Below are 25,353 nucleotides of genomic sequence, written 5' to 3' on the forward strand. Positions count from 1 at the left end.
GCACCGCTGGTTCCGCGAGCACCTGGCGGCGTCCGTACGGGCTCTCGTACCTGCCGACGTACGGACCGACCCACAAGGTCAATAGGCGGGCCCGGGGGGGGGGGTGGAACCCCCCCCCCCCCCCCCCCACAACCCCCCCCCCCCCCCCCCCCCCCCCTCCCCCCCCCCCCCCCCCCCCCGCGGCTCTTGTCGTGTGCGGAGTCGGTCCTCACGGCGTCAGCGGCGTCCGGGGGCCGTCGTCGTGGCGCGGCGGGTACGGCTGCCGGGAGCTGCCCGGGGTGTCGTCGCGGATGACCTCGCCCTGGACGACCTTGCCGTCGGGGCGGTGCATCCTCGCCTGCTGGAAGACGTCGCCGAGGCTGCCGGGCTGCTGCACGGCGTTCATCCGGCGCTCCAGGGACTTCTCGGCGAACCGCGCGAGCGCCTTGCGCACCGGCGGCAGCAGGACCAGCAGCCCGAGCACGTCGGAGATCAGGCCGGGCAGGATCAGCAGCAGCCCGCCGAGCATCACGAAGCCGTTGCCGGAGCCCTTGCGGCCCTGCTCTTCGCGGGGGTCGTACGCGCCACCGCCCTGCTGCTGGCGCTGGATCGTCTCGCTCAGGTTCTTGAAGGCGCGGCGGCCCGCCCGCTTGATCACGGCGCCGCCGAGCACGACCCCGCCGACCAGCAGCAGGAACACGGTCAGCCCGCCGGCCGCACCGGCCACGAGGGTCAGCAGCCAGATCTCCAGCACCAGCCAGGCGGCGATGCCGAGAGGTACGAACGTACGGGCGCGGGAGCGCTTGCGGGCGGTCGTCGGGGCGGTCGGGGGCGGGGTGCCGGTCGTCATGCCCCCAGTGTGCCTGGCAGGGCGCCTGAACGGCGTAAAGAGGGCGTGAGGAGGCGTACGGAGGCGTCCCGCGGGGGTTGGCGGCCCAAGGGGCCCAGGAGGGCTTGCGGCGGGGTGTCAGGAGGGCTTGCGGCCGAGCAGCTTGTTGGCGCGCGATTCGACGCCCCAGGCGGTGACCCGCCAGAGCGCCTCGACCAGGATGTCGTTGCTCATCTTGGAGTCACCGCGCTCCCGCTCGACGAAGGTGATCGGGACCTCGACCACGTGGTACCCGGCCTCGACCGTACGGCGCGCCAGGTCGACCTGGAAGCAGTAGCCGGCCGAGGCGACCTCCTCGATGCCGATGCCTTCGAGGGTCTCGCGGCGGAACGCGCGGTACCCGCCGGTGACGTCGCGGATCGGGACGTTCAGCAGCAGGCGCGAGTAGGTGGAGCCGCCGCGCGAGATGAACTCGCGGTACTTGGGCCAGTTCACGATGCGGCCGCCGGGCACCCAGCGGGAGCCGAGCACCAGGTCGGCGCCCTTGAGTGCGGTCAGCAGGCGCGGCAGTTCCTCGGGCTGGTGGGAGCCGTCGGCGTCCATCTCGACCAGGACCCCGTAGCCGTTGTCCATGCCCCAGCGGAAGCCCGCGAGGTAGGCGGCGCCGAGGCCTTCCTTGCCCTTGCGGTGCAGGACGTGCACCTGGTCGTCGGCGGCCGCGAGTTCGTCGGCGAGCTTTCCGGTGCCGTCGGGGCTGTTGTCGTCGGCGACCAGGACGTGCGCCTCGGGAACGGATTCCCGGACCCGGGCGACGATCGGCTTGATGTTCTCGACCTCGTTGAAGGTCGGAATGATCACCAGAACATTGCCGAGCGGGCCGTAACGCTTTTGACCGCCGTCGTTCACTACTGCCCCTTTTCACGCCCGTACACAGAGGGACCCACCATAGCGAGCGCTCATCGGCACGGAGGGCAGGGTCTTTCGTTTGTCCTGGGCCGGTTCCGTGAACGGGGTGGGGAGCGGGGCCGGGACGGAGAGCTGCGGATGGGGGCCCGGCGTCCTTCGGGCCGACCAGGTGCCCGCCGGCTGCGGACATCCTCGCCGTTGTCTACTGAACGCCGGGCCCTACCCGGGTCGCACCGTCGGACGGAAAAAACCTTCCCTCGCCCCCGAGGCGCGGGCGCTGAACCTGGTTCCCGGGGCGGGGTGCCGGTGCGGCACTCCGTCCCCATGACCCAGCGGCGTTCGACGACTGCGTGGAAGGTTTCCGGCCGGACGTTTCGTGGTGGACCCGGCCGAACCTACCCGCCGGTGGCCGCTCTCTGTCAACACCCGTGCGACCTGCGGCGATTCTTCAAATCAGCAGGTCAGTGCGGAGGGAGCGAAGAACTCTACGGCAGCGCGCGCCGCACCGATCGGCGGTATGGAACCCGCCGGGCGTCATGCGTTCGGCCCTACGTGGACGGTGTGACCGCCCACCACGGTGCGCAGACAGACCGGAAGGGCGGCGTCCGGCGACAGGTCGGGGAGTCCGGGCGTGCCGGAGCGCGGGTCGGTGGACCAGCGGGCGACCCGGTCGTCGGGGGCCTGGACCAGCAGGTCGCCGGTCTCCCAGATCGCGTAGTCGGCGGGTGCGCCGGGCACCAGGGTGCCCGCGTCGTCGCGGCCGACGGCCCGCCAGCCGCCCCGGGTGTGGGCGGTGAAGGCGGCGCGCACCGACACCCGGTGCTCAAGGGTGCGGTGGTACGCGGCGGCGCGGACGGTGCCCCACGGGTCGAGCGGGGTGACCGGGCTGTCGGAGCCGAGGGCGAGGGGGATGCCGGCCTTGAGCATGGCGGCGTACGGGTTGAGGGTGCGGGCCCGCTCGACGCCCAGGCGCTGGGCGTACATGCCCTCCGTGCCGCCCCAGGCGGCGTCGAAGGCGGGCTGCACGGAGGCGGTGAGGCCGAGATCGGCGAAGGCGGCGAGCGCTTCGGGGGTGAGCATCTCGACGTGCTCGACCCGGTGGCGGGCGGCGCGCACGCGCGCGAGGCCGACCTGTTCGGCGGCGGCGCGCACGCCCGTGACGACGGCGGTCAGCGCGGCGTCGCCGATGGCGTGGAAGCCGGCCTGGAGGCCCTCCAGGGTGCAGGCGACGACATGGGCGGCGATGGCGGCGGCGTCCAGGTGGGCGGTGCCGGTGTGCGGGGCGTCGGCGTAGGGCTGGTGCAGGCAGGCGGTGTGCGAGCCCAGCGAGCCGTCGACGAAGAGGTCCCCGGCGGCGCCGATGGCCCCGAGGTCGCGGATGCGCTGGGCGTCCTTCGCGTTCGCGACCGCTTCGGCCCAGTAGCCGAAGACGCGCGGGCCGGGTTCGGCGGCGGCCACTTCGAGCAGTCCGAGCAGGTCGTCCTCGGAGGAGATGTCGGGGCCCGCGCACTCGTGGACGGAGCCGATGCCGAGCGAGGCCGCGTGGGCGAGCGCGGCGCGCTGGGCGGCGGTGCGCTGGGCGGGGCTGACCGCCGCGTGCGCGGCGGCGCGCACCGCGTGGTGGGCGGCGCCGGTGAGCGGGGCGTCCGGCTGATACCCGGTCAGGCCGGTGATGCCGGGGACCAGGTCGAGCAGGGCGGTGCTGACGACGGCGGAGTGGACGTCGATACGGGGCAGGTAGAGCGGGCGTCCACCGGCGGCGGCATCGAGTTCGGCGCGCGAGGGGTGGCGCTGCTCGGGCCACCGCGAGGCGTCCCAGCCGGCGCCGAGGAGGACCTCGCCCGAGGGGCGGGCCGCGGCGTGGGCCCGTACGAGCTCCAGCGCCTCGGGGAGCGAACGGGCCGCGGAGAGGTCCAGGCCGGTGAGCGCGAGGCCGGTCGACGTGGTGTGCACATGTGCGTCCGTGAACGCCGGGGTGACCAGTGCGCCTTCGAGGTCGAGCACCTCGTCGACCCCGCTCGCGAAGGCGTCGGCCGCCCCTTCGGAGCCCACCCAGGCGACATGTCCGCGCTCTACGACCATCGCGGTGGCGAACGGGTCGGCGGGACTGTGCACCTCGCCGCCGCGCAGCAGCACGGTGCGGTCGGCGGGGGTGTCGGAAGAGGGGGCGGAGGGGGCGGTGCGCTCGGTCATGGGGACCAGTCTCGCGCAGGGCGCGGGGCGCTCGTGACCAGGGTGACGACCAGGGTTACTGGACGCGGGGCGGCCGGGCCTCGTACGGGGTGGAGAGGACGACCGTCGTACGGGTGGAGACGCCGGCCAGGGTGCGGATCCTGGTGAGCAGGTGCTCCAGTTCCAGGGGGGTGGCGACGCGCACCTTGAGGATGTAGTTCTCGTCGCCCGCGACGCTGTGGCAGGCCTCGATCTCGTCGATGCCCGCCAGCCGTTCGGCGATGTCGTCGGGGGCGCTGGGGTCGAACGGTGCCACCGAGATGAACGCGGTGAGCGGCAGCCCGACGGCCTCCGGGTCCACGACCGCGGCGTATCCGCGGATCACTCCGCGCTGCTCCAGTCTGCGGACGCGCTGGTGCACCGCCGAGGTGGACAGGCCGGTGGCCTTGCCCAGGTCGGTGTAGCTCATCCGCCCGTCCTTGACGAGCAGGTCCACGATCTGACGATCCAACTCCTCCATGGGCCAAGAACCTACAGGGCGCGGGGCCGGTGTGACACGTGAGCGCCCTGCGTCTTGCCTGGTGGTACGAGGGAGGGCGGCGGCAGGCATCTGCGAAGGGCATGTGACGAAGGCCACAGGGTTGTGGCCGTGTCCTTCTCGGTTGTGGGGTTATCGCGCAGGCGCGCAGGGAAGTGCTTGCTGTGGTCGAGGCCCGCAGTGCCTTGTCGGCCCACCTTGAGGGGGAGAGTCTCCATGCAGAGCCTGAAGCGCACCGGTCGTTCCGAACCGGAGCCCTCCGATATCGCGGATATCACTGACGCCGCTTCCTTCGACGCCGTCACCCGGAAGGCCGGCCGGGCGCTGGACCCGGATTCGAACCCGGACCTGGACCCGGATCCGGACTCGAACCCGGACTCGGACTCGGGATCGGACGACACCTTCGAGATGTACCGGGTGATCTGCCCGGACTGCACCCAGCCGATCGCACTGCTCGCCGGGGAGGACGTACTCCCCGAGCACGCCAAGTGCCCCACGCCGTGGAACCCGTTCGGTCTGACGGCCTGTGCCGGTACGGGGCGGCCCGCGGCCGACGCGCGGCCGGCCGACGCCACCAGGGAGGTCCAGGAGCAGGACACCGCGCTGCTGCTGACGCTGCCTCAGGGGCTCGACTGGCGGACGCAGCCCTTCTCGCACGTCGGCGGTCCGGGCTCGCGTCCGCTGAAGGTGCCGCGCCAGCGGGCGGCGTAACCGCCGTCAGCCGTCGGTCTGTTCGCTCCAGTACGTGCCGCGCACCATGGCCTGAAGTGACGCGTGGTGCAGGATGAGCGCGTCCGGGTTCTCCGGGACCCGGACCTCGCCGAAGTGGACCTGGCGGTAGGCGATGCGCAGCATGACGATGGCGTGCCGCAGGGCTGCGTAGAGGGTGTGGAACTCCATGTCGCGCGGAGTGTGGCCGGTCAGCCGCGCGTACCGTTCCTCGATCGCGTCCCGGCGCAGGAAGCCGGGCAGTCCGTCCTGCCCGAAGGAGACCGTGAGGTCCTGGAAGAAGCGGTGCAGGTAGACGGTCCAGCCCAGGTCGAGTTCGCGGGGGCCGTGGGCCGCCATCTCCCAGTCGAGTACGGCGGCGGGCTCGAAGCCGTCGTAGATGATGTTGCCGATCCGGGCGTCGCCCCAGCACAGCACGGACTCGCCCTCGTCGGCGGGCCAGTGGTCCTCCAGCCAGCCGAACGCCTCCTCGATGAGGGGTGAGCGGGGCAGTCCGTCGACGACCCACTCGTAATAGATCTGCTGGGCCGTCACATGACGTCGCAGCGGGCTGCCTTCGACGTCCGGGAGCAGGAACTCGGCCTCCTTCGCCGGGAACTGGTCGTGCAGGCGGGCGATGACGCCGATGCTCGCTGCCTCCAGGGTGGCGCGTTCGGCGTCGGTGGCGGCGTGCAGCCAGTTGCCCTCGTAGGTGTACGGCATGACGTCGGGCGGCACCCTGCCCTCGGCGCGGGCCATCACGAAGAAGGGGGCCCCGAGCGGTCCGGGGTCCTCCTCCAGCCACAGGACGCGCGGCACGGGTACGTCGGTGTGCGCGCCGACGAGGCTCATCACGCGGTGCTGGCGGGCCATGTCGTAGACGGGGAAGACGGTGTACGCCGCCGGGTCGGCCGCGAGGCGCAGGGCGCAGGCGGTGACGGGGGCCTCGGGGTGGTCGAGGTCGAAGAGCAGGGTTTCGCTCGACATGCCGTTGGAGTCCGGGACGTGGATTCCGGTGACACGTGCACCCGGGAAGCGGTGGCCGAACCAGGTGGTGAGGCGGCGGCCCAGTTCCTCGGGGTCGCGGGTGGTGGTGCGGGGGCGCGGTGCGGAGACCATGTCCGTACTCCTCTGGGCGGGAAGGGCGGGGCCTGGCGTGTCGGGCCTGGCATGGCGGGGTCTGGCAACGTGCCTTGATCAGGGGGCGGTCGAGTCGTAGCCGGTGAAGCCGCTGGGGTCGTGGCGGCCGAAGCTGCCGTGCTCGAAGATGCCGTAGCCGGTGCGGCCTTCGAGGGTGAAGCGCGCGGCGTGGTCGATGACGCCGTACGCGGCCATGGGGTGGGCGGCCGGGTAGGAGAGGTCGTAGGTGCGGCGGTCGGTCCAGCCGCGGCCCTGCCAGGTGCCGTGCTGCCAGTCGGCCGCGGGCGGGTAGCCGGCGCCGACGGCCAGGGGCGAGGAGGCGAGGATCTCCACGCCGAGTTCGAGGGGTTTGCGGTTCTGGTCGGTGAGGTGGACGGTGGCGCGGGTGGGATGGCGGGTGCCGGGGCGGTAGGTGATGTCGGTCTGCGGCCAGCCGAGCTGGACGTCGTGACGGTGACCTGCGGCTGCGGCCGCGCCGGTCTCCCTGCGGACGCTGAGGGCCTCGTTGAGGGTGCGGTGGCCGTCGGCGTCCTCCTGGACGATGACCATGACGAAGCGGTCCTCGAAGCGGGCCGGCACCCAGAGCCAGTGGAAGCCCTCGGGCCGCAACTCCTCGGCGGCGCGCCCGCCTTCCTCGCCCGGGATGGGGCGGACTCCCCAGCTGCGGTCGCGGGTTCCGGTCCACTCCCCCGGCGCCAGGCGGATCTCCTCGCCGCCGACGCGGATCGTGCCGGTGCAGCTGCCCGCCTGGACGAAGCGGCGGCCTTCGAGCATCAGGCGGTCGCCCCGGTACTGGACGTGGTGCGGCTCCCAGACGGCGGGGAAGTCGGCGGTCCAACTGATCTCGTACGAGAGGGAGTCGGGGTCCGCCGGGTCGGAGTCGCAGGTGAGGGTGAAGCGGCGCAGCGGTTCGTCGACGGCGATGCGCAGCGGGCCGACGGAGAGGTCGGTGCGGTCGTCCGGGAGGGCGTCGGAGGCACGGACGGCGTGCAGGTCGTCGCCGATGCGGAGGGTCGCGTAGGCGTCGATGACGCCGGTGTTGGGGTAGACGCCGAGGCCGAGGATGAGGAGGGCGTGGCCGGTGTGGTCGACGATGTGGAAGATGCAGCGGTCGTAGGCGTTCCGGTCGCTGGTGACGACGTGCTTCATGGATAACGGGGCCTGGTGGATGGGGTATTCGTCCAGCGGAACGGGGCGGTCGGTGGGCATGGCGGTCCTCCTGGTGGGGGGTGGGTTGGCTGAGGGGGTGGGCGGCACGGGGTGGTGGTGGCGCGGGGGTGCGGCCCGGCCGGTGAGATTTCTGACGGTACGTCAGGGGGTGGGGTGGGGGCCAGGGTTGGGGCGGGGTGGGTGCGGGGTGGGGGCGGGGTGGGGGCCTGTGACACTGTGCGGCTCCACCGTGCGGGCACGGGCCATGGCACTCTGCGGGTGCGCCCCTCAGGAGCGCGGGGCTGTGACACTGGGCGGCTCCACCGCGCGGGCGCGGGGCCATGGCACTGTGCAGGCGTGCCCCTCAGGGGCGCGGGGCTGTAACACTGTGCGGCTCCGCCGCGCGGGCGCGGGGCCATGGCACTCGGCGGGCCGCCCCTCAGGGGCGCGGGGAACTGCGCGGCCAGCCACGAACGACTCGCACACCCTCACCCGCCCCCACCGGGCTGCCACCCGGGCCTGGGGCGCAGCCCCAGCGGCCACCGCCGGGGCCCGGGGCAACGCCCCGGCAACCCTCGCAGGGGTTCGCCCCACCAGGGGCGCGGGGAACTGCGCGGCCAGCCGCACTCGACCCGCACCTCCCCCACCCACCCTGGCCGGGCTGCCACTTGGGGGCCGGGGCGCAGCCCCCGCAGTCACCCGCCCACCCCCGCCCGCCCGCACGGACCCGGGGTCCGGGGCGGAGCCCCGGTTTCGGGAAGGGGCGGGGTGGGGTGAGGCCCCGCGCAGCGGCCACTCCCCCGCGCGGAGCGAGGGGGCCACTTGCTGCGGAGCGAGGGCCAAGGCGTAGGCCGGACGGGGCCGGAGGGTTCGGCTCCGCCGGGGGCCGCCCCCTTGCCCGCCCGTCCCGCCCCCGGGGGGCGGCCCCGCCGCCCAAGGAGGCGGGCGGCGTAGGGGCGGCACCGCCGCCCAAGGGGGCTCGGGGGTAGGGGCGGCGCCGCCGCCCGAGGGAGCGGGCGGGGTAGGGGCGGCTTCGCCGCGCAAGGGGGCTCGGGGGGTGCAGGTGGAGGTGCCGTCCGTGGGGCAGGGGGGGGTCAGCGGGATTCTGGGCCGGTGAGGTGGCGGGCGATGACCATGCGTTGGATCTGGTTCGTGCCCTCGACGATCTGGAGGACCTTGGCCTCGCGCATCAGCCGCTCGACCGGGAAGTCCGCCGTGTACCCGTACCCGCCCAGGACCTGCACCGCGTCCGTCGTGACCTTCATCGCCGCGTCCGTGCAGAAGAGCTTCGCCATGGCCGCCTGCCGCGAGAACGGCAGGCCCGCGTCCCTGAGCCGGGCCGCCGCCAGGTAGAGCGCCCGGCCCGCCTCGATCTGCGTCGCCATGTCCGCCAGCATGAACCGCAGCCCCTGGAAGTCCGCGATCGGCCGGCCGAACTGCTGCCTGTCGGTGGCGTAGGTGAGCGCCTCGTCCAGTGCCGCCTGCGCGACCCCGATCGCGCACGCCGCGATGCCCAGACGCCCCGCGTCCAGCGCGGACAGGGCGATCGCGAAGCCCTGGCCCTCCTCGCCGATGCGGCGCGCGTCCGGCACCCGTACGCCGTCGAAGTGCAGCTGGGCCGTGGGCGAGCCCTTCATGCCCATCTTCTTCTCGGGAGCGGCGGCGCTCAGCCCCGCCGCGTCGCCGGGCACCAGGAAGGCGGTGATGCCACGCGGCCCATCCACTCCCGTACGGGCGAGGACCGTGTAGAAGTCGGCGATCCCGCCGTGGGTGATCCACGCCTTGGTGCCGGTGATGACCCAGTCGTCGCCGTCGCGGACCGCCTTGGTCCGCAGCGAGGCCGCGTCGGAGCCGGCGGCCGGCTCGGACAGGCAGTACGCGCCGAGGAGGCCGCCGCCGAGCATGGCGGGCAGGTGGGCGGCCTGCTGCTCCTTGGTGCCGGAACCGGCCAGCCCGTGGCAGGCGAGGCTGTGCACGCTGACGCCGAGGCCGACGGTCAGCCGGGCAGCCGCGAGCTCTTCGAGCACCTGGAGGTAGACCTCGTAGGGCTGGTCGCCGCCGCCGTGCTCCGAGTCGTACGGCAGGCCCAACAGGCCGGACTCGGAGAGCAGGGAGAAGACCTCGCGCGGGAAGTGCCCGGCGTCCTCCTCCGCTGCGGCCTGCGGAGCGATCTCCCGCTGGATCATGTCGCGTACGAGCGCGAACAGATCGCGGGACTCCTCGGTGGGCAGCTGTCGTTCCACCGGCTGCGGAGCGCGGTCGGGCATGTGCGGCGTCCTCCCTGTCGGGCGCGGCGGCGGGCGCGCGCGCAGGGTGTGGCGGCGCCGCCGGGTGTATCTCCTGCCAGCCTGAACCACCGCTCCGGGTTACGGAAGCGGAATGTGCGGGGCTGAGGCGGCTGAGTATGCCGGATCCCGCCCTTTCCGTCACGGGTCGAAAAGCCGCAGGCCGGACAGGGCGGGCCGGTGTTACGCGACCGTGTCGTCCAGCGGCGGTGCCGGGCACTCCGGAACCAGTTCGGCGACTGTCTCCAGGGTGGCACGGAGCAGCCTGACAAGCAGCTCGCAGACCTCCTCCCGGGGCAGCGCCCGGTCGTCGCCCACCCAGTCGAGGGTGATGCCCTCGACACCGGTCATCCAGCCGAGCAGCGCGAGCCTGGCCTTCGGCGGGACGCCGCTGTGGCCGTACGCCCCCTCGGCGAGGGTGGCGATCAGCTGCTCGCGGACGGTGTCGCGGATCGACTGGACCTCGACGTCGAAGCCGACCCCGCCGGTGACGATCGTGCGGTACGCCGCCCGGTGGTGCTGGGCGTAGCGCAGATAGCCGTCGACGGTGCGTCTGACCCGTTGCGCGGGCGGGAGCTCGGGGTGGCTGCCGGCCCGGGCGACCAGGTCGGCGACGGACTCCTGGACGATCGCCAGGTAATAGCCGCGCTTGTTGGTGAAGTAGTAGTAGATGAGGCCCTTGGCGACGCCCGCGTGGCGTGCGATGTCGTCCATGGACAGGGCGTCGTAGGAGGTGTCGGCGAACAACTTCCGCCCGGTTGCGATGAGTTCGGCTCTGCGCGCCTGGGATTTCCCGGTCGCTCCGCGCTGTTGACTCTTATTCAAATTAGGCCCTAGTCTCCCACTCCGGAAGGATGGCCGCAGTATTCCACGGGCCGCCCTCCGCTCCTCATGCACTTCCCCCTGCGCAATGTCTGCGACGTACGGGAGGACCCAGTGAGCGCAGCGCACAAGCCGTGGCGGCGACCGGCCGGAAAACAGTCCGCACAGAGGTCCCCACGGCAGCCCCGGCAACAACCCCCGCAACAACTGCCCGAAGGCAGAACGGCCTGGCGGCGCAGTGCCGTGCTGGCCGTTCCCGCGGTGCTCGCCGTCGGGACGATGGCGGCACTGATGGGGCAGGGTGCGCTCGCCGCGTCCTTCGCCGTCTCCGGCACCAGTTTCCAGGTCTCCTCGGGCAAGCTGACCAGCAGCGGCCTGTCGTCGTACGTCCAGACCGACCGGTCCGTGGACGGCAAGGGCCATCCGGTGGCCCTGCTGGGCATCGGGAACGCACGGCTCTCCGACATCTGTCAGTCGGCGGAGGTCAAGACCCCTGTCGGCACAGTGGTGTTCAAGCTGACGGCGGGTGGCGACGCGGGCGAGGTCACCGCCAGCAACCTGATCATCGACGGCGAGGACCTGACCGGCGACGCCACCTTCGGCACGGCGCAGATCGGCCGGGACGCCTCCACGCTGGACGCGGTGCCGGGGATCAAGGGCGAGGCGGGCAAGTTCGGTCTCCAGGCCGGGAACATCGAGGTGGTGGGCGTACGGTCGCACGCCTGGTCCGCGACCGGCGGGAACTTCCGGCTGCGCGGCCTGAAGCTGGACGTCAGCCTGGACGGCAAGAAGTGCTTCTGAGCGGCGGCGGCCAGGGCGATGACAGCGACAACGACGGCGGCGGACGCGGCCCGCATCTCCGTGGCCGGCTCGACCAGTGGCTGCCCTGGCAGGAGCGGCGGCACCGGTTCCGGAGCTGGCGGCGCCGACGTCCCTTCTGGGCAGGGGTGTTGCTCGCCTGCGCCGGGGCCGAGCTGCTGCTCGTCCCGCTGTCGCCGCTGACGATCCTGGTCAGTCTGGGGCTGGGCGGGCTGGCGGCCCTCGGCATCGGGCTCGCGCTGATCGCGGCCGCGCTGTTCCTGTGGTTCCTGCCGCACACCCGGCACTACGTGAGCATCAACGCGCTGATCCTGTCGGTGCTTTCGTTCGCGGCGACCAATCTGGGCGGGTTCCTGGTGGGGACGCTGCTGGGCATCGCGGGCAGTGCGATGGGCTTCGGCTGGAAGCCGTTGCCGGAGGGGGAGCCCGCGAGGGGGGCGGGAGAGCAGTCGGGAGAGCAGTCCGCCGAGCGCTCCGGGGAGTCCGGCGTCGGCGGGCGCAAGCCCCCTCCCGTACGGCAGCAGGGCCCGCGCACCCTCGCCGTCGCGCTGCCCGTGGTCCTGCTGGCCGCCCTGGGCACGCCCGTACAGAAAGCGGTGGCCGCTCCGGCCGGGCCGACGGCGCCCCGGGTCCCGCCCACCGTCACCACCACCCTCTTCGCCCCGCAGGGATTCCTGCTGGCCGGGGTGCAGGAGGTCCGCACCGCCGACGGCCCGTTGAAGGTGATGGTGCTCAGGATGAAGGCCGCCTCCCTCACCGACTACCGGCTCAGCACCCGCGACGGCAGGAACGAACTCGCCCTGGGCGCCGACACCCTGGACCTCAGCGGCAACGTCACCCTCTACCTCACCAAGTTCAGCGGGTGCCTGGAGGGGCTGCTCTGTCTGACCTTCACGCCGGACCGGCTGCCGGTGCCGCCGGTGGTGCCGCCCTTCGTCTTCATGACGGACGTCAGCGCCGAACAGGCCATGGTCACCTCGGACTCGATCGTCACGAACGGCCTGACGCTCGGCGCGTCCTGATCCGGGACCGGACGCACCGCGACCGCACGCACCGCGACCGCACCACCACCGGCAGACCGGCCCTCGGGGCCCCGTGGCGGTTACGGGGTCACAGCAGACCCGCACCCGTGACGAGCATCGCGAGCACGACCACCAGGGTCCAGCCGAGCACCTGCTCCAGCAGCTTCGGCCCGTCGAGGTCGCCGGGGCCGCCGGTACGGGCACGCATACGGTCGGGCAGGGCGGCGGCGGAGGCAGTCATGGGGACTCGCAGAGGCAGGAGGGAGGCCGGAGGCCGGAACGGTGGGCCCGGGACGGAACCACTGCTTCCACATTGCCAGCGGGGCGGGCCCCGGTACAGATGACGTTGGTCACCGTCCCGGGGCCCCGAGACCTGCGGGCCCTCAGAGCAGCCCGGTCCTCCGCAGGGCGTGGCGCTGTGCGGGGGTCGGGTCGACGGGCCAGTAGACGTAACAGACCCCGCCCGGACCGCTCTTGATCTTCCCGTCGGCCCCGTGGCGCTTGGTGCGGAGCCAGATGTTCTCCCACTCGCGCCTGCGGTACACGCGGCGGACGGCGTCGTTCGTGGGGGCCGCCGGGTCGTTGGCGATCACGTCGCCCGCGTCGGTGAAGCCGATGACGGTCATCAGGTGCCCGGCGGTGCCGTACCCGGCGCCCGTCAGCTCTTCCTTGAGGAAGGAATGAGAGGTGATGACGGGGATGCCGGCCCTCACCAGGACCGTCAGCTCCTCCAGCGATCCCAGCCGGGTGATGACCGCGTTCATGTCCCGGTAGGTGGTGGCGTACGCGGCGTTGAAGGGCCAGTTGCCGCAGCCGTCGTACTGGTAGTCGTACGTCTGACGGGCGGCGTGGCAGATCTGCGGGTCCTCGTACGAGGGGTCGACCCAGGCCAGCTGCTCGGGGGTGGCCCTGCGGCCCCAGTACTCCAGGACCATCTGGGAGGAGGTGGGGCTGCACCACGCCTCTCCCCCGTTGTCGTACTCCGGGTACTGGCCCTTGTGGATCTCCTGCGAGTGGCGCGGCACCCGCAGTTCGCGCGCGGGGCGCGGGGCGGAGGCGGGGACGGTGAACCGGTCGGGGACGTCGGAGGCCATCGCCCCGAGCCGCCACACCTTAGGCGTGCTGTCCGAGCCCGGCGGCCGGTACAGGGTCAGGCGCAGCTGGTAGCAGGTCAGCCGGTTGCCGGAGGCCGGGTCGGTGACCCCGAGGGTGTCGGTGGAGACGGCGCTGCGGCCGTCGGCCTGGTCGTCGACGGAGGTGCGCCGGATGTCGGCCTCGGCGTCACCCGCGGTCCAGCGGCCCATCACGTACCAGGGCGTACGGGTCTTGTCGGTGTACTCGGCGGACAGTTCGACGGCGATCCAGGTGCCGGGCGGGGTGTCGGCGTTCCAGGAGGCGATGATCTCGGTGGCGGGCACGCGGCTGTGGTGCGGCGGCGAGGTCCACACGGCGTACTCGTAGGCCGCGGTCCGCCCGGTGTGCGGGTCGCGGTATTCCGTCAGCCCGTCCGGGGCGCCGATCACCAGGCCGGGCCGCCGTCCGCCGACCGCACGGGTGCCGGCGCCGGTGCCGGAGCGCCAGTCGGTGTACGTGGTCCAGAAGCGGTTGTCGATACCGACGGGACGGGACTCCTCACGGGCGGGCGCAGGGGCCGCCGCAGCGGCCGAGGACGACGGAAGCACGGGCACGGCAGCGGCGCCGGCCGCGAGCGCGGCGGCGGTCAGGACGGCTCGGCGCGGGGTGTGCGCGGGCTCGGTGCCGTGCTGATCGGTGCGGTACTCATCGGGTCTGGCCATGGTCGAGGACCCCAGTCTGTTGAAGTGGTCACGGTCGCATCGGGCGGTGGGCGGCGGACGGACAGCGGGCAAACGGGCAGCAGGCAGCAGTCGCTATGGCTACCCCGTGGCGGCGGCCCGCACCCCGGGTCCGCCCCATACTGCGACCCCGCACCCCTCGACCCGCGACGGCACGCGGACCGGGCCCTCGCCGGGCGGCCCCGGGCGCCGGATCTTAGGGTGGGCCGGATGAACAGCATCGCCCCCCTCGCCACCCGGCTCCGCGCCCTGCCGCCGTCCTGCGGCCCGGTCCGGCTGGTCGCCGTCGACGGGCACGCGGGTTCCGGCAAGAGCACCTTCGCCGCCCGCCTGGCCGACGCGCTCGGCGGGGCACCCGTACTGCACCTCGACGATCTGGCCACCCACGACGAGCTCTTCGAGTGGACGGAGCGGCTGCTCACCCAGGTGACCGGGCCGCTGTCGCGCGGCGAGAGCGCGCGGTACGCACCGTACGACTGGAACCTCCGCCGCTTCGGCCCCGCGGCGTACGAACTGCCGCCCGCCCCGGTCGTCCTCGTCGAGGGCGTCGGCGCCGGGCGGCGCGCGCTGCGCCCCCTCCTCGCGCACCTCCTCTGGATGGACATGGACGCCGAATCCTCGTGGCGGCGCGGCCGGGAGCGGGACGGAACGGCCCAGTCCGCGTTCTGGGACGGCTGGACGAAGGCGGAGTCGGAACATTTTTCGGCGGACCCGTCCCGTCCGTTCGCCGACACCCTGGTACGGCAGGTGCCCGAGGGATACGAGTGGCAGCAGAGGGCCTCCGCGACCGCGTGAGCGAACCGATCCGTCACGTTCCGTAATCGCCTGCCCCGCCCCTGCGAACAGGGCGGAAAAGTGCCCCTGTCAGTGCCCCAACTCTGCTTGACCCAGGGGGCGTACAGGTCTTACGTTCTCATTGTGCGGTTTTTCGAAGCCGCCCGCAGACACGAAGCCCCCGATTGTTCCCCCGTGATCGGGGGCTTCGTTCTGCCCTCTCCACGCCCAGCGAGGCGCGCGTAGACCCGGATCGCTCACCCAGGGTGACCATCCGTGCGGGGTCCGCGCCACCCTTATTCAGCTGCCCCCTGCCCAGGTACGATGCCCTTCGGTGGGGTCAATTCCCGTCCGGGACACAGCGATTCGGGCAAATGCCAACGGCAAACAGCCACCGGCACTCGCCCGTCGGCACATCACGGGGGGCACGGTCTGTGGGGGACGTGATGGACTTCGGCACGCAGGGCACGCGAGCCCCGGCCGACCTCGCCTGGCTGCGCGGCGTGGACGCCTACACGATGGGGGCGTATCCGCAGGCGGAGGAGGAATTCCGGACCGCGGTACGACTGGATCCCGGCATGGCGGACGGCTGGCTCGGCCTGCACGCCCTGCGCATCGACACCACGACGGCGCTCTTACGGATGTACCGCCACCGGGAGCGGTTCGGCGAGCAGCGCACCCGGCACCGCAGAACGCTCAACTCCTGGTACTGGCTGGGCTGGTGGGTCCAGCCGGTACTGGAGAGCCCGCGCGACCTGCTCCTGGCGCACGCCTCGCACTGGCTGGACGGGCGGCACGTGCCGGAGCTGGACCGGGCGCTGGCGGGGCTGCCGCCGGTGGACACCGACCAGCAGGTGCGCTTCCTGCACGCCTGCCGGGCGTATCTGGTCAAGGACTGGGAGCAGTTGGTCCGGCTCACGGACCCGCTCGTCGACGATCCGCTGCTCGGCATCGAGTCGGGGCTGTTCGGCGGGATGGCGCGGGTGCGCCTCGAAATGTACGGCCAGGCGGAGCCGCTGCTCTCCGCCTCCCTGATGCGCTGCCGCAGCGAGCAGCCGCAGCGCAAGGAGCTGCGCTACTGGCTCGCGCGGGCGCACGAGGGCACCGGGCGCAGTGCCGCGGCGCTTCCGCTGTACCGGGCGGTGCACCGGGTCGACCCGGCCTTCATGGACACCGCGGCCCGGCTCGCGGCGATCGCCGAGGGCGACGGTCTTGACGGGTACGACGAGTCGGCGGCCGGGCTCGCCGCGGTCTCGATGGCGGGCACCGCGGGCCTCGGCCAGGACAGCCTGGACGCCCAGGGCGAGCTGGACTCCCTGGAGAGCGGCGGTGACCTGCGGATGGGCGGCGACGGACAGCTGCCGTTCGGCGGGACCGTGCCCCCGGGAACGCCGATGGGCGTACGGGAGAAGGCGGGCCCGCCGCTCCCCGCCGGACTGCCGCCCTTCCCGGCCGGCCCCTCCGACCCGGCACTCCTCGAACAGGCGCTGGGCGAGCTGGACCGGATGGTCGGCATGGAGCCGGTGAAGCGCCAGGTGCGGGCGCTCTCGGCCCAGCTGAACATGGCGCGGCTGCGGGCCGGGCAGGGCCTCCCGGTCCAGCCGCCGAAACGTCACTTTGTCTTCTCGGGCCCCTCCGGTACGGGCAAGACGACCGTCGCCCGGATCCTCGGCCGGGTCTTCTACGCCCTGGGGCTGCTGGGCGGGGACCACCTCGTGGAGGCCCAACGGGCGGACCTGGTGGGCGAGTTCCTCGGCCAGACGGCGGTCAAGGCCAATGAGCTCATCGACTCGGCGATGGGCGGCGTGCTCTTCGTCGACGAGGCGTACAGCCTCGCCAACTCCGGGTACAGCAAGGGCGACGCGTACGGCGACGAGGCGCTCCAGGTCCTCCTCAAGCGCGCCGAGGACAACCGCGACCACCTGGTGGTCATCCTCGCCGGCTACCCGGAGGGCATGGACCGTCTGCTGGCCGCCAACCCCGGCCTCTCCTCCCGCTTCACCACGAGGGTCGACTTCCCGAGCTACCGCCCGCTGGAGCTGACCAGCATCGGCGACGTACTCGCCGGCGAGAACGGCGACGCGTGGGACGAGGAGTCGCTGGAGGAGCTCCGGAGCATCAGCGGACACGTGGTCGAACAGGGCTGGATCGACGAACTCGGCAACGGCCGCTTCCTGCGGACCCTCTACGAGAAGAGCTGCGCATACCGGGACCTGAGGCTGTCGGGGTACGCGTCGACCCCGACGCGCGACGACCTGGCGACGCTGCGGCTGCCGGACCTGATGCAGGCGTACGGGGAGGTCCTGTCGGGCCGCGGCCCGGGCGTGGTGGAACCGCCGGGCGGCGGGGGGCTGTAGCCGGACTTTGCGGCTGCCGCCGCGTGGCACCCGAGGCGTCGGGCGGTGTCGCGCCTGCGGCGGGCTTTGCCCCTCCCCGCCCCTTCCCTAAACCGCTCCGCGGGGCCAGGGGGTCGGATGTGCGGGCCGGTGGTGGGTTGCTCGCGCAGTTCCCCGCGCCCCCAACTACGAGTACTCAGGGGCGCGGGGAACTGCGCGGCCAGCCACTAACAACCCGCACCTTGACCACCGGCCGTGGCCGGGCCCGCCACCTGCCCCCTCACCCACTCGCCCGTACGGGCCGGGGTCTGGGGCGGAGCCCCAGTTTCGGGAAGGGGCGGGGAGGGGAACTGCCCCGCGCAGCGGACCTCAGCCCGCCAGCAAGTCCGCCTCCCGTTCATTCCTCGGCTGGGCCAGCCGCACCTGGGGCACCGCCGCCACCGGCGCCGACCTGTGCGCCGGGTCGCGTACCTCCCCCACCAGGGTTTCCAGTACGTCCTCCAGGGCGACCAGCCCCAGCACCCGCCCCGCCCCGTCCGCCACCTGCGCCAAGTGCGTCGCCGCACGCCTCATCACCGACAGCGCGTCGTCCAGCGGCAGTTCGGCCCTCAGGGTGGTCATCGGGCGCCACACCTGTTGCGGCACGGCGCGCTCCGGCTCGTCCAGGTCCAGGACGTCCTTGACGTGGATGTAGCCCATGAAGGCGCCCGCCGGGCCCGGTGCGCAGACCGGGAAGCGGGAGTAGCCGGTGCGGACGGTCAGGTCCTCGATCCGGCGCGGGGTGACCGACGGGTCCACGGTGACCAGTTGTGCCCTGCGCAGGAGTACGTCCGTGATCGGGCGGCTGCCCAGTTCCAGGGCGTCCTCCAGGCGTTCCTGCTCGCCCGGTTCGAGGAGTCCGGCCTGGCCGGAGTCCTCGACCAGGCGGTTGAGCTGCTCGCTCGTGAAGACGGACTCGACCTCTTCCTTGGGCTCGACGCGGAAGAGCCTCAGGATCAGCTGCGCGCACCAGCCGAGAGCCGCCGTCACCGGCCTGCAGAGGCGGGCGAAGGCGACCAGTCCGGGGCTGAACCACAGTGCGGTCCTCTCCGGGGCCGCCATCGCCAGGTTCTTCGGCACCATCTCGCCGATCACGAGGTGGAGCGAGACGACGACCGCGAGCGCGATGGCGTACCCGAGGGGGTGGATCAGCGGATCGGGCACGTGCGCCGCGTGGAAGACGGGCTCCAGCAGGTGCGCGACCGTCGGTTCCGCGACCGCGCCCAGCGTCAACGAGCAGACCGTGATGCCGAACTGGGCCGCCGCCATCATCTGCGGCAGGTGCTCCAGCCCGTACATGACCTGCTTGGCCCGTGCCGAGCCGCCCGCCGCGAGCGGCTCGATCTGGCTTCGGCGTACCGACACCAGGGCGAACTCGGCGCCGACGAAGAAGCCGTTGGCGAGGACGAGGAGGAGGGCGAAGAGGAGTTGCAGGGCGCTCATCGGGCCGCCTCCATCAGCTGTTTGGCGGCGGGCGCGGCCGGTGCCGTGCGGACCAGCCGCACCCGTTCGGCGCGGTAGCGGTCCACCTGGCGTACGGACAGCTTCCAGCCGGGCAGTTCGGCCCGGTCGCCGGGGGCCGGGATCCGGCCGAGCAGGTCGGCGACCAGGCCCGCGACCGTCTCGTACGGGCCGTCGGGCACGTCGAGTCCTATCCGGCGCAGGGTCAGGACGCGGCAGCTGCCGTCGGCCTCCCAGCTGGGGCTGCCGTCCTCGGCGGGGGCGCCCGCGGCCAGTTCGGGCCGGTCGGCGCCCTCGGCGTCGTGTTCGTCGCGGACCTCGCCGACGAGTTCCTCGACGATGTCCTCCAGGGTGACGACCCCGGCGGTGCCGCCGTACTCGTCGACGACCACCGCGATCGGCTGCTCGCTGCGCAGCCGCTCCAGGAGCGGCTGCACGGGGAGCGTTTCCGGTACGAGCAGCGGGGCCACCGCGATCCGGCCGACCGGCACCCGCATCCGCTCGTGCGCGGGCACGGCGAGGGCGTCCTTGAGGTGCACCATGCCGACGATCTCGTCGATCCGCTCCCGGTAGACGGGGAAGCGCGAAAGCCCGGTCGCCCGGGTGAGGTTGAGTACGTCGGCGGCGGTCGCGGACGCCTGGAGCGAGCTGACCTTCACGCGCGGCGTCATGACGTGCTGCGCGGTGAGGTGGCCGAGCGAGAGGGTCCGTACGAAGAGGTCGGCCGTGTCCTGTTCCAGGGTCCCGGCCCGGGCCGAGTGGCGGGCCAGGGAGACCAGTTCGCCCGGGGTGCGGGCGGACGCCAGCTCGTCGGTGGGCTCGACGCCGAGCATCCTCACGAGACTGTTTGCGGCCCTGTTCAGAGCTGAGATCACCGGCCGGAACACCGTCGAGAAGCGGTGTTGCGGGCCCGCCACGAAGCGGGCGACCTGGAGCGGTTTGGAGACCGCCCAGTTCTTCGGTACGAGTTCGCCGATCACCATCTGCACGGCGGACGCCAGCAGCATGCCGATGACGACGCTGATGCCGGAGACGGCGCCCGCCGGGATACCGGTGGCGGTCAGCGGCCCGTCGAGGAGCGCCGCGAGCGCGGGCTCGGCGAGCATGCCGACGACGAGTGAGGTGAGGGTGATGCCGAGCTGTGTGCCGGAGAGCTGGAACGACAGTTCGCGCAGGGACTTCACGACCCGGCCGGCTCGTTTGTCGCCTGCCGCGGCGGCGCGTTCGGCGTCCGCACGCTCCACCGTGACGAGGCCGAACTCGGCCGCCACGAAGAAGCCGTTGGCGAGGATCAGGAGGAATGCCGCTGCGAGCAGCAGAAGCGGGATGGTCATGCCGCCGCCTCAGGAAGAGAGGGGGCGGCGCAAGTACTGCCGGACGATCCGTCCATTGCTGGAGGGAGTCACTCCTTGGGTCGAAGGTACGACCCCGCCGGCCGAGTGGGCCGTGTGGGCGGGGCGGGGCGCGCTCGGCGCCCCACCTCTCAGAGTAAACAGGACTGCCCTGTGAGGGGCAGGGGCTCAGCCGGTGAGTATCGCGACCGGCCGGTGCGGAATATCCGCCGGGCCCGGTGCCGTCGGCCCGGTGGGTTATTCGCTGTGCGTGCCGCGTGCCTCGGCGAGCGCGCGCAGGGCGCGGGCGTCGCGGATGGCCTGTTCCTTGGCGATGCCGGGCTGGATGCCCAGGGCGGGGAGGCTGGTGCCGTCGCTGAGGTCGAGGAAGACCCAGGCGTCACCGGGACGCAGGTTGACCTTGACGATCTCGGCCCATTCGAGCCGCCGCTTGGTGGTCAGGTTGACCACGGTGACACCGCTCTCGTCGGCGACCACCTTGGGCCTGCTGAGCAGGATCAGCACGCCGAACAGGAGCGCGCCGGTGAAGACGAAGCTGGCCCGCTCTCCCCCGCTGAGCGTGTCGAGGAGAAGGCCGACCGCCGAGATGGTGGCGAACATCAGCACGCCTATGGTCAGCAGGACCACCCGGGTCCGGTGGGGCCTGAAGGTGACCGGAAGGGCGGGGAGTTCGGGCTGCGGCACGGCGGACGGCATCCTTCGTTTGCGTACGTACGAGTGAAACGGGTGCTGCGGCAACGGGTGCCGCGCCGGCTCAGAGGCGGCAGGCGTGGATCGCCGTCGTCAGAATGGCCCGCGCGCCCAGCTCGTACAGGTCGTCCATGATCCGCTGCGCCTCCTTGGCGGCGACCATGGAGCGGACCGCGACCCAGCCCTCGTGGTGCAGGGGGGAGACGGTCGGGGACTCCAGGCCGGGGGTGAGGGCGACGGCCTGCTCCAGGTGCTCGACCCGGCAGTCGTAGTCCATCATCACGTAGGAGCGGGCCACCAGGACGCCCTGGAGGCGGCGCAGGAACTGCTGGACCTTGGGGTCCTCCGTCGCCGCTCCGGTGCGGCGGATCACCACGGCCTCGGAGGTCATGATCGGCTCGCCGAAGACCTCCAGGCCCGCGTTGCGCAGCGAGGTGCCGGTCTCCACGACGTCCGCGATGACCTGGGCGACGCCCAGCTCGATGGCGGTCTCGACGGCGCCGTCCAGGTGGACCACGGACGCCTCGATGCCGCGCTCGGCGAGGAACTTGGCGACGATGCCCTCGTACGAGGTGGCGATCGTCTTGCCCGTCAGGTCCTCGAGCGAGGTCGCGGTGCCCGGCTTGGCGGCGAAGCGGAAGGTGGAGCGGGCGAAGCCGAGCGGGAGGATCGGCTCGGCACCGGCCCCGGAGTCGATCAGGAGGTCCTCGCCGGTGATGCCGATGTCGAGGCGGCCGGCCGAGACGTAGATCGCGATGTCCTTGGGGCGGAGGTAGAAGAACTCCACCTCGTTCGCCGGGTCGACGAGGACGAGCTCCTTGGACTCCTTGCGCTGCTGGTAGCCGGCCTCATGGAGCATCGCCGACGCAGGTCCGGAGAGGGAGCCCTTGTTCGGGATGGCGATGCGCAGCATGAGGTCAGCTTCCTTTGGTGCGAAGGGCGGTGCGAAAGGAGTCGAAGAAGAAATCGGAGGAGAGGAGAGACGTGCTCAGAGGTGGGCGTAGACGTCGTCGAGCGAGATCCCGCGCGCGACCATCATCACCTGGACGTGGTACAGCAGCTGCGAGATCTCCTCGGCGGCGGCTTCCTTGCCCTCGTACTCGGCGGCCATCCAGACTTCGGCGGCCTCCTCGACGACCTTCTTGCCGATGGCATGGACGCCCTTGTCCACCAGCTCGGCGGTGCGGGAGGTGGTGGGGTCGCCGTTGGCGGCCTTCTGCTGGAGCTCGGAGAAGAGCTCTTCGAAAGTCTTGTTGGCCATGATGGTCCTTAGAGTACGGGGTGCCCCTGCGGCACTCAGCGCCAGGGTTCGGCGACGGTGCGCAGTGTGGTCGCGGTGGCGACGGCGGCGGTGACCGCCTCGTGCCCCTTGTCCTCCTGGGAACCGACCAGCCCCGCACGGTCCAGGGCCTGCTCCTCGGTGTCCACGGTCAGCACGCCGAAGCCGATCGGGACACCGGTGTCGACGGAGACCTGGGTGAGGCCCTGCGTGACGCCCTGGCACACGTACTCGAAGTGGGGGGTGCCGCCACGGATGACGACTCCCAGGGCGACGATCGCGTCGTAGCCGCGGCCCGCGAGGACCTTGGCGACGACGGGCAGCTCGAAGGAGCCGGGGACTCTGAGCAGGGTCGGCTCGTCGATGCCCAGCTCGTGCAGGGCGCGCAGGGCGCCGTCGACCAGGCCGTCCATGATCTTCTCGTGCCACTGTGCCGCGATCACCGCCACCCGCAGGTCGTTGCAGTTCTTGACGCTCAGTTCGGGTGCACCCTTGCCGCTCACGCTTGCTCGCTCTCCTGTGTGGTGGTGTGAAGTTACTGGTTGCCGCAGGTGGGGGCGGCGACGCCGTCCAGCCAGGGCAGGTCGTGGCCCATCCGGTCGCGCTTGGTGCGCAGGTACCGCAGGTTGTGTTCGCCGGCGGTGACGGGCATGGCCTCGCGTGCGCTGACGGTGAGGCCGTGCCGTACCAGCGCGGTGATTTTGTCCGGGTTGTTCGTCATCAAACGCAGGCTGCGCACACCGAGGTCCGCGAGGATGCGCGCGCCCGCCGCGTAGTCGCGGGCGTCGGCGGGCAGGCCCAGTTCGAGATTGGCGTCGAGGGTGTCGACGCCGCGCTCCTGGAGTTCGTACGCGCGCAGCTTGGACAGCAGGCCGATGCCCCGGCCCTCGTGGCCGCGCAGGTAGACGACGACGCCGCGGCCGGTCTCGGTGACGCGGCGCATGGAGGCGTCCAGCTGGGGGCCGCAGTCGCAGCGCAGCGAGTGGAAGATGTCGCCGGTCAGGCACTCGGAGTGGACCCGGACCAGGACGTCCTCGCCGTCGCCGATGTCGCCGTGGACGAGGGCGACGTGCTCGACGCCGTCGGCGGTGGCGCGGTAGCCGTACGCGGTGAACTCGCCGAGGGAGGTGGGGAGGTGGACCTCCGCCTCGCGCACCACTGTCGGGTCGGGCACCTCGGGGGCGGGCTCTTCCTGGAGCTCGGTGGCGCGGCGGTACGCGATCAGGTCCTCGATGGAGATGATCGTCAGGCCGTGCTTGCGGGCGAAGGGGATCAGCTCGGGCAGCCGCAGCATCACGCCGTCCGCGTCGGCGATCTCCACGATGGCTCCGGCGGGGCGCAGTCCGGCGAGCCGGGCCAGGTCGACGGCGGCCTCGGTGTGGCCGTTGCGGGCCAGGACGCCGCCGGGCCGGGCGCGCAGCGGGAAGATGTGGCCGGGGCGGACGAAGTCGCCGGGTGTGCTGTCGCCGGAGGCGAGCAGCCGGAGGGTGGCGGCCCGGTCGGCGGCGGAGATGCCGGTGGTCACGCCGTGGGCGGGGCCCGCGTCGACCGAGACGGTGAACGCGGTGCGCATCGACTCGGTGTTGTGCTCGACCATCTGCGGCAGGGCGAGCCGCTCCAGCTCCTGGCCCTCCATGGGGGCGCAGATCAGGCCCCGGCACTCGCTCATCATGAACGCGACGATCTCGGGGGTGATCTTCTCGGCTGCGACGATCAGGTCGCCCTCGTTCTCCCGGTTCTCGTCGTCGACGACGACGATGGGCCGGCCGGCCGCGATGTCGTCGATCGCCCGCTGGACCGGGTCGAGGAGCAGGTCCTGCCGGTCGTCCGGGGCGTCCCTGTCGTTCTTGGGGGCGTCGTGCACCGGTGCCTCCGGGGTGTCGTACGGGGCGGGGAACGGCGTGGTGGCCGGTCCGCCGGGGCGGGGCGGGGCGGTGGTCATGCCGGTGCTCCTTCCAGTGCGGGTGCGGGTGCGGCGGCGGCGCGGCGGGAGCGGAGCCACCAGTCGCGCATGCCCCACAGGACGAGGGCGAGGTAGATGACGTACACGAATCCGGAGAAGGCGAGCCCGCTGCTGAAGGCGAGCGGTACGCCCACCAGGTCGACCAGCAGCCAGGCGAACCAGAACTCGACCAGTCCGCGTGCCTGCGCCACCATCGCGGCCAGCGTGCCGACGAAGATGTACGCGTCGGCCCACGGGCTCCAGGACAGCGACGGGTAGAGGGTGAACAGCCCGCCGACGGCGAGGGTGCCGAGGGCCGCGCCGCCGAGCAGGAGGCCGCGCTCGCGCCAGGTGGCGAAGCGGACGGCGATCGTGCCGTCCTGGGCCTGCTGCTTGCCGCGCTGCCACTGCCGCCAGCCCCACAGGGCGACGCCGATGACCAGCAGCTGCTTGCCGACGCCGCCGCTGAGGTGCACGGAGGCGTAGGCGGCGACCAGGATGAGGCCGGAGGCGAACTGGGCGGGCCAGGTCCATATGGAGCGCCGCCAGCCGAGGGCGAGGGCGAGCAGACCGACGGTGTTGCCGATCATGTCGGACCACAGGATGTGCTGGCCGAAGGCCGTGAAGGCTTCGGAGTTGAGCCAGGACAGGGCGCTCACTTCACGGTCTCCTCGGAGGTGTCGCTGCGGGTGTCGCTCGTGGTGTCGCTGCGGGTGCCGAGCAGGCGCTCGACGTACTTGGCCAGGACGTCGACCTCAAGGTTCACCGGGTCGCCGGCCTTCTTGATGCCCAGGGTGGTCAGGGCGAGCGTGGTGGGGATGAGGCTGATGGTGAAGTGGTCGTCGCCCGCGTCGACGACGGTGAGGCTGACGCCGTCGACCGTGATCGAGCCCTTCTCGACGACGTACTTCGCGAGGCCGTCCGGGAGGGCGACCTTGACGATCTCCCAGTGCTCGGAGGGCTTGCGGTCGACGATGGTGCCGGTGCCGTCCACGTGGCCCTGGACGAGGTGGCCGCCGAGGCGTCCGCCCAGTGCCATGGGGCGTTCCAGGTTGACCCGGGAGCCGACGGCGAGGGCGCCGAGGCTGGACCGGTCGAGGGTCTCGGCCATCACGTCGGCGGTGAACTCGCCGTCGGCGGCCTCGACGACGGTGAGGCAGACGCCGTTGACGGCGATCGAGTCGCCGTGCTTGGCGTCCTCGGTGACCAGCGGTCCGCGCAGGCGGAAGCGGGAGGAGTCGCCGAGGTTCTCGACGGCGGTGACCTCACCCAGTTCTTCGACGATTCCGGTGAACAC

The 25,353-nt window shown here is 72.3% G+C and carries 24 protein-coding genes; 5 read left to right on the forward strand and 19 right to left on the reverse strand.

The window, feature by feature from the left end; genetic code table 11:
* Nucleotides 1-208: 208 nt before the first annotated feature.
* The 4 genes from fxsA to ACZ5PB_RS41185 form a co-directional block, all read right to left on the reverse strand.
* Entirely contained in the window at nt 209-829 is a 621-nt protein-coding gene (gene fxsA, locus ACZ5PB_RS41170) for an FxsA family membrane protein (RefSeq protein ID WP_468698647.1), read from the reverse strand.
* A gap of 117 nt (nt 830-946) precedes the next feature.
* Nucleotides 947-1,714: a polyprenol monophosphomannose synthase gene (locus ACZ5PB_RS41175; protein WP_468698649.1), complete on the reverse strand. Its 768-nt coding sequence runs from the start codon at nt 1,712-1,714 to the stop codon at nt 947-949.
* A gap of 534 nt (nt 1,715-2,248) precedes the next feature.
* Nucleotides 2,249-3,907 carry an amidohydrolase gene (locus ACZ5PB_RS41180; protein WP_468698650.1) on the reverse strand — a complete coding sequence of 553 codons (1,659 nt, stop codon included), beginning with the start codon at nt 3,905-3,907 and terminating at the stop codon, nt 2,249-2,251.
* Nucleotides 3,908-3,962: 55 nt separating this feature from the next.
* Complete coding sequence (locus ACZ5PB_RS41185) at nt 3,963-4,406, reverse strand: Lrp/AsnC family transcriptional regulator (protein ID WP_468698651.1); 444 nt, start codon at nt 4,404-4,406, stop codon at nt 3,963-3,965.
* 234 nt (nt 4,407-4,640) lie between these two features.
* Here ACZ5PB_RS41185 and ACZ5PB_RS41190 point away from each other — a divergent pair, with 234 nt between their 5' ends.
* On the forward strand, nt 4,641-5,135 hold the full coding sequence (locus ACZ5PB_RS41190) for a hypothetical protein (RefSeq protein ID WP_468698652.1): 495 nt from the start codon (nt 4,641-4,643) through the stop codon (nt 5,133-5,135).
* 6 nt (nt 5,136-5,141) lie between these two features.
* Here ACZ5PB_RS41190 and ACZ5PB_RS41195 read toward each other — a convergent pair whose 3' ends face one another.
* The 4 genes from ACZ5PB_RS41195 to ACZ5PB_RS41210 form a co-directional block, all read right to left on the reverse strand.
* Entirely contained in the window at nt 5,142-6,251 is a 1,110-nt protein-coding gene (locus ACZ5PB_RS41195) for a phosphotransferase family protein (protein ID WP_468698654.1), read from the reverse strand.
* A gap of 78 nt (nt 6,252-6,329) precedes the next feature.
* Nucleotides 6,330-7,481 (reverse strand): Rv3169 family protein, encoded by a 1,152-nt coding sequence (locus tag ACZ5PB_RS41200; protein ID WP_468698655.1) that lies wholly within the window; start codon nt 7,479-7,481, stop codon nt 6,330-6,332.
* A gap of 1,034 nt (nt 7,482-8,515) precedes the next feature.
* Complete coding sequence (locus tag ACZ5PB_RS41205) at nt 8,516-9,688, reverse strand: acyl-CoA dehydrogenase family protein (RefSeq protein ID WP_468698656.1); 1,173 nt, start codon at nt 9,686-9,688, stop codon at nt 8,516-8,518.
* 201 nt (nt 9,689-9,889) lie between these two features.
* Nucleotides 9,890-10,531, reverse strand: a complete 642-nt coding sequence (locus ACZ5PB_RS41210; protein WP_468698657.1) for a TetR/AcrR family transcriptional regulator — start codon at nt 10,529-10,531, stop codon at nt 9,890-9,892.
* A gap of 240 nt (nt 10,532-10,771) precedes the next feature.
* Here ACZ5PB_RS41210 and ACZ5PB_RS41215 point away from each other — a divergent pair, with 240 nt between their 5' ends.
* Nucleotides 10,772-11,329: a DUF6230 family protein gene (locus ACZ5PB_RS41215; protein ID WP_468698658.1), complete on the forward strand. Its 558-nt coding sequence runs from the start codon at nt 10,772-10,774 to the stop codon at nt 11,327-11,329.
* 80 nt (nt 11,330-11,409) lie between these two features.
* A complete protein-coding gene (locus ACZ5PB_RS41220) occupies nt 11,410-12,369 on the forward strand; it encodes a DUF6114 domain-containing protein (protein WP_468698695.1) in 960 nt (319 codons plus the stop codon).
* An 88-nt stretch (nt 12,370-12,457) separates the two neighbouring features.
* Here the strand turns inward: ACZ5PB_RS41220 and ACZ5PB_RS41225 are convergent, their stop codons facing one another.
* Both ACZ5PB_RS41225 and ACZ5PB_RS41230 read right to left on the reverse strand, forming a co-directional pair.
* Nucleotides 12,458-12,610 carry an SCO1431 family membrane protein gene (locus ACZ5PB_RS41225; protein WP_468698659.1) on the reverse strand — a complete coding sequence of 51 codons (153 nt, stop codon included), beginning with the start codon at nt 12,608-12,610 and terminating at the stop codon, nt 12,458-12,460.
* 142 nt (nt 12,611-12,752) lie between these two features.
* Nucleotides 12,753-14,165 (reverse strand): peptidase C39 family protein, encoded by a 1,413-nt coding sequence (locus tag ACZ5PB_RS41230; protein WP_468698660.1) that lies wholly within the window; start codon nt 14,163-14,165, stop codon nt 12,753-12,755.
* Nucleotides 14,166-14,393: 228 nt separating this feature from the next.
* Between ACZ5PB_RS41230 and ACZ5PB_RS41235 the strand changes: the two genes are divergently transcribed.
* Nucleotides 14,394-14,978 (forward strand): uridine kinase family protein, encoded by a 585-nt coding sequence (locus tag ACZ5PB_RS41235; RefSeq protein ID WP_468698661.1) that lies wholly within the window; start codon nt 14,394-14,396, stop codon nt 14,976-14,978.
* A gap of 425 nt (nt 14,979-15,403) precedes the next feature.
* Nucleotides 15,404-17,314: an AAA family ATPase gene (locus tag ACZ5PB_RS41240; RefSeq protein ID WP_468698663.1), complete on the forward strand. Its 1,911-nt coding sequence runs from the start codon at nt 15,404-15,406 to the stop codon at nt 17,312-17,314.
* A gap of 348 nt (nt 17,315-17,662) precedes the next feature.
* Here the strand turns inward: ACZ5PB_RS41240 and ACZ5PB_RS41245 are convergent, their stop codons facing one another.
* The 9 genes from ACZ5PB_RS41245 to ACZ5PB_RS41285 form a co-directional block, all read right to left on the reverse strand.
* Nucleotides 17,663-18,775: a hemolysin family protein gene (locus tag ACZ5PB_RS41245; protein WP_468698664.1), complete on the reverse strand. Its 1,113-nt coding sequence runs from the start codon at nt 18,773-18,775 to the stop codon at nt 17,663-17,665.
* Nucleotides 18,772-20,127, reverse strand: a complete 1,356-nt coding sequence (locus ACZ5PB_RS41250; protein WP_468698666.1) for a hemolysin family protein — start codon at nt 20,125-20,127, stop codon at nt 18,772-18,774. Before ACZ5PB_RS41250 ends, ACZ5PB_RS41245 begins: the two co-directional genes overlap by 4 nt.
* Nucleotides 20,128-20,382: 255 nt before the next feature.
* Entirely contained in the window at nt 20,383-20,841 is a 459-nt protein-coding gene (locus ACZ5PB_RS41255) for a PH domain-containing protein (protein ID WP_468698667.1), read from the reverse strand.
* Nucleotides 20,842-20,899: 58 nt separating this feature from the next.
* Nucleotides 20,900-21,748: an ATP phosphoribosyltransferase gene (hisG, locus tag ACZ5PB_RS41260; protein ID WP_468698669.1), complete on the reverse strand. Its 849-nt coding sequence runs from the start codon at nt 21,746-21,748 to the stop codon at nt 20,900-20,902.
* 75 nt (nt 21,749-21,823) lie between these two features.
* On the reverse strand, nt 21,824-22,096 hold the full coding sequence (locus ACZ5PB_RS41265; protein ID WP_468698671.1) for a phosphoribosyl-ATP diphosphatase: 273 nt from the start codon (nt 22,094-22,096) through the stop codon (nt 21,824-21,826).
* Nucleotides 22,097-22,131: 35 nt separating this feature from the next.
* Nucleotides 22,132-22,617: a 6,7-dimethyl-8-ribityllumazine synthase gene (ribH, locus tag ACZ5PB_RS41270; protein WP_468698673.1), complete on the reverse strand. Its 486-nt coding sequence runs from the start codon at nt 22,615-22,617 to the stop codon at nt 22,132-22,134.
* Between the two features lie 32 nt (nt 22,618-22,649).
* Nucleotides 22,650-24,056, reverse strand: coding sequence for a bifunctional 3,4-dihydroxy-2-butanone-4-phosphate synthase/GTP cyclohydrolase II (locus ACZ5PB_RS41275; protein ID WP_468698674.1), 1,407 nt, complete (start codon nt 24,054-24,056; stop codon nt 22,650-22,652).
* A complete protein-coding gene (locus ACZ5PB_RS41280) occupies nt 24,053-24,715 on the reverse strand; it encodes a nicotinamide mononucleotide transporter family protein (RefSeq protein WP_468698676.1) in 663 nt (220 codons plus the stop codon). Before ACZ5PB_RS41280 ends, ACZ5PB_RS41275 begins: the two co-directional genes overlap by 4 nt.
* Complete coding sequence (locus tag ACZ5PB_RS41285) at nt 24,712-25,353, reverse strand: riboflavin synthase (protein WP_468698677.1); 642 nt, start codon at nt 25,351-25,353, stop codon at nt 24,712-24,714. Before ACZ5PB_RS41285 ends, ACZ5PB_RS41280 begins: the two co-directional genes overlap by 4 nt.

Source organism: Streptomyces sp. NPDC032721 (assembly GCF_055579625.1).

Excerpts from the sequence above, each read along its gene's own strand:
- ACZ5PB_RS41230 (WP_468698660.1), bottom strand. The coding sequence starts at position 14,165 with ATGGCCAGACCCGATGAGTACCGCACCGATCAGCACGGCACCGAGCCC.
- ACZ5PB_RS41225 (WP_468698659.1), bottom strand. The coding sequence starts at position 12,610 with ATGACTGCCTCCGCCGCCGCCCTGCCCGACCGTATGCGTGCCCGTACC.
- ACZ5PB_RS41205 (WP_468698656.1), bottom strand. The coding sequence starts at position 9,688 with ATGCCCGACCGCGCTCCGCAGCCGGTGGAACGACAGCTGCCCACCGAG.
- ACZ5PB_RS41190 (WP_468698652.1), top strand. The coding sequence starts at position 4,641 with ATGCAGAGCCTGAAGCGCACCGGTCGTTCCGAACCGGAGCCCTCCGAT.
- ACZ5PB_RS41195 (WP_468698654.1), bottom strand. The coding sequence starts at position 6,251 with ATGGTCTCCGCACCGCGCCCCCGCACCACCACCCGCGACCCCGAGGAA.
- fxsA (WP_468698647.1), bottom strand. The coding sequence starts at position 829 with ATGACGACCGGCACCCCGCCCCCGACCGCCCCGACGACCGCCCGCAAG.
- ACZ5PB_RS41235 (WP_468698661.1), top strand. The coding sequence starts at position 14,394 with ATGAACAGCATCGCCCCCCTCGCCACCCGGCTCCGCGCCCTGCCGCCG.
- ACZ5PB_RS41245 (WP_468698664.1), bottom strand. The coding sequence starts at position 18,775 with ATGAGCGCCCTGCAACTCCTCTTCGCCCTCCTCCTCGTCCTCGCCAAC.
- ACZ5PB_RS41275 (WP_468698674.1), bottom strand. The coding sequence starts at position 24,056 with ATGACCACCGCCCCGCCCCGCCCCGGCGGACCGGCCACCACGCCGTTC.
- ACZ5PB_RS41185 (WP_468698651.1), bottom strand. The coding sequence starts at position 4,406 with ATGGAGGAGTTGGATCGTCAGATCGTGGACCTGCTCGTCAAGGACGGG.
- ACZ5PB_RS41265 (WP_468698671.1), bottom strand. The coding sequence starts at position 22,096 with ATGGCCAACAAGACTTTCGAAGAGCTCTTCTCCGAGCTCCAGCAGAAG.
- ACZ5PB_RS41180 (WP_468698650.1), bottom strand. The coding sequence starts at position 3,907 with ATGACCGAGCGCACCGCCCCCTCCGCCCCCTCTTCCGACACCCCCGCC.
- ACZ5PB_RS41250 (WP_468698666.1), bottom strand. The coding sequence starts at position 20,127 with ATGACCATCCCGCTTCTGCTGCTCGCAGCGGCATTCCTCCTGATCCTC.
- ACZ5PB_RS41255 (WP_468698667.1), bottom strand. The coding sequence starts at position 20,841 with ATGCCGTCCGCCGTGCCGCAGCCCGAACTCCCCGCCCTTCCGGTCACC.
- ACZ5PB_RS41200 (WP_468698655.1), bottom strand. The coding sequence starts at position 7,481 with ATGCCCACCGACCGCCCCGTTCCGCTGGACGAATACCCCATCCACCAG.
- hisG (WP_468698669.1), bottom strand. The coding sequence starts at position 21,748 with ATGCTGCGCATCGCCATCCCGAACAAGGGCTCCCTCTCCGGACCTGCG.
- ACZ5PB_RS41240 (WP_468698663.1), top strand. The coding sequence starts at position 15,404 with ATGGACTTCGGCACGCAGGGCACGCGAGCCCCGGCCGACCTCGCCTGG.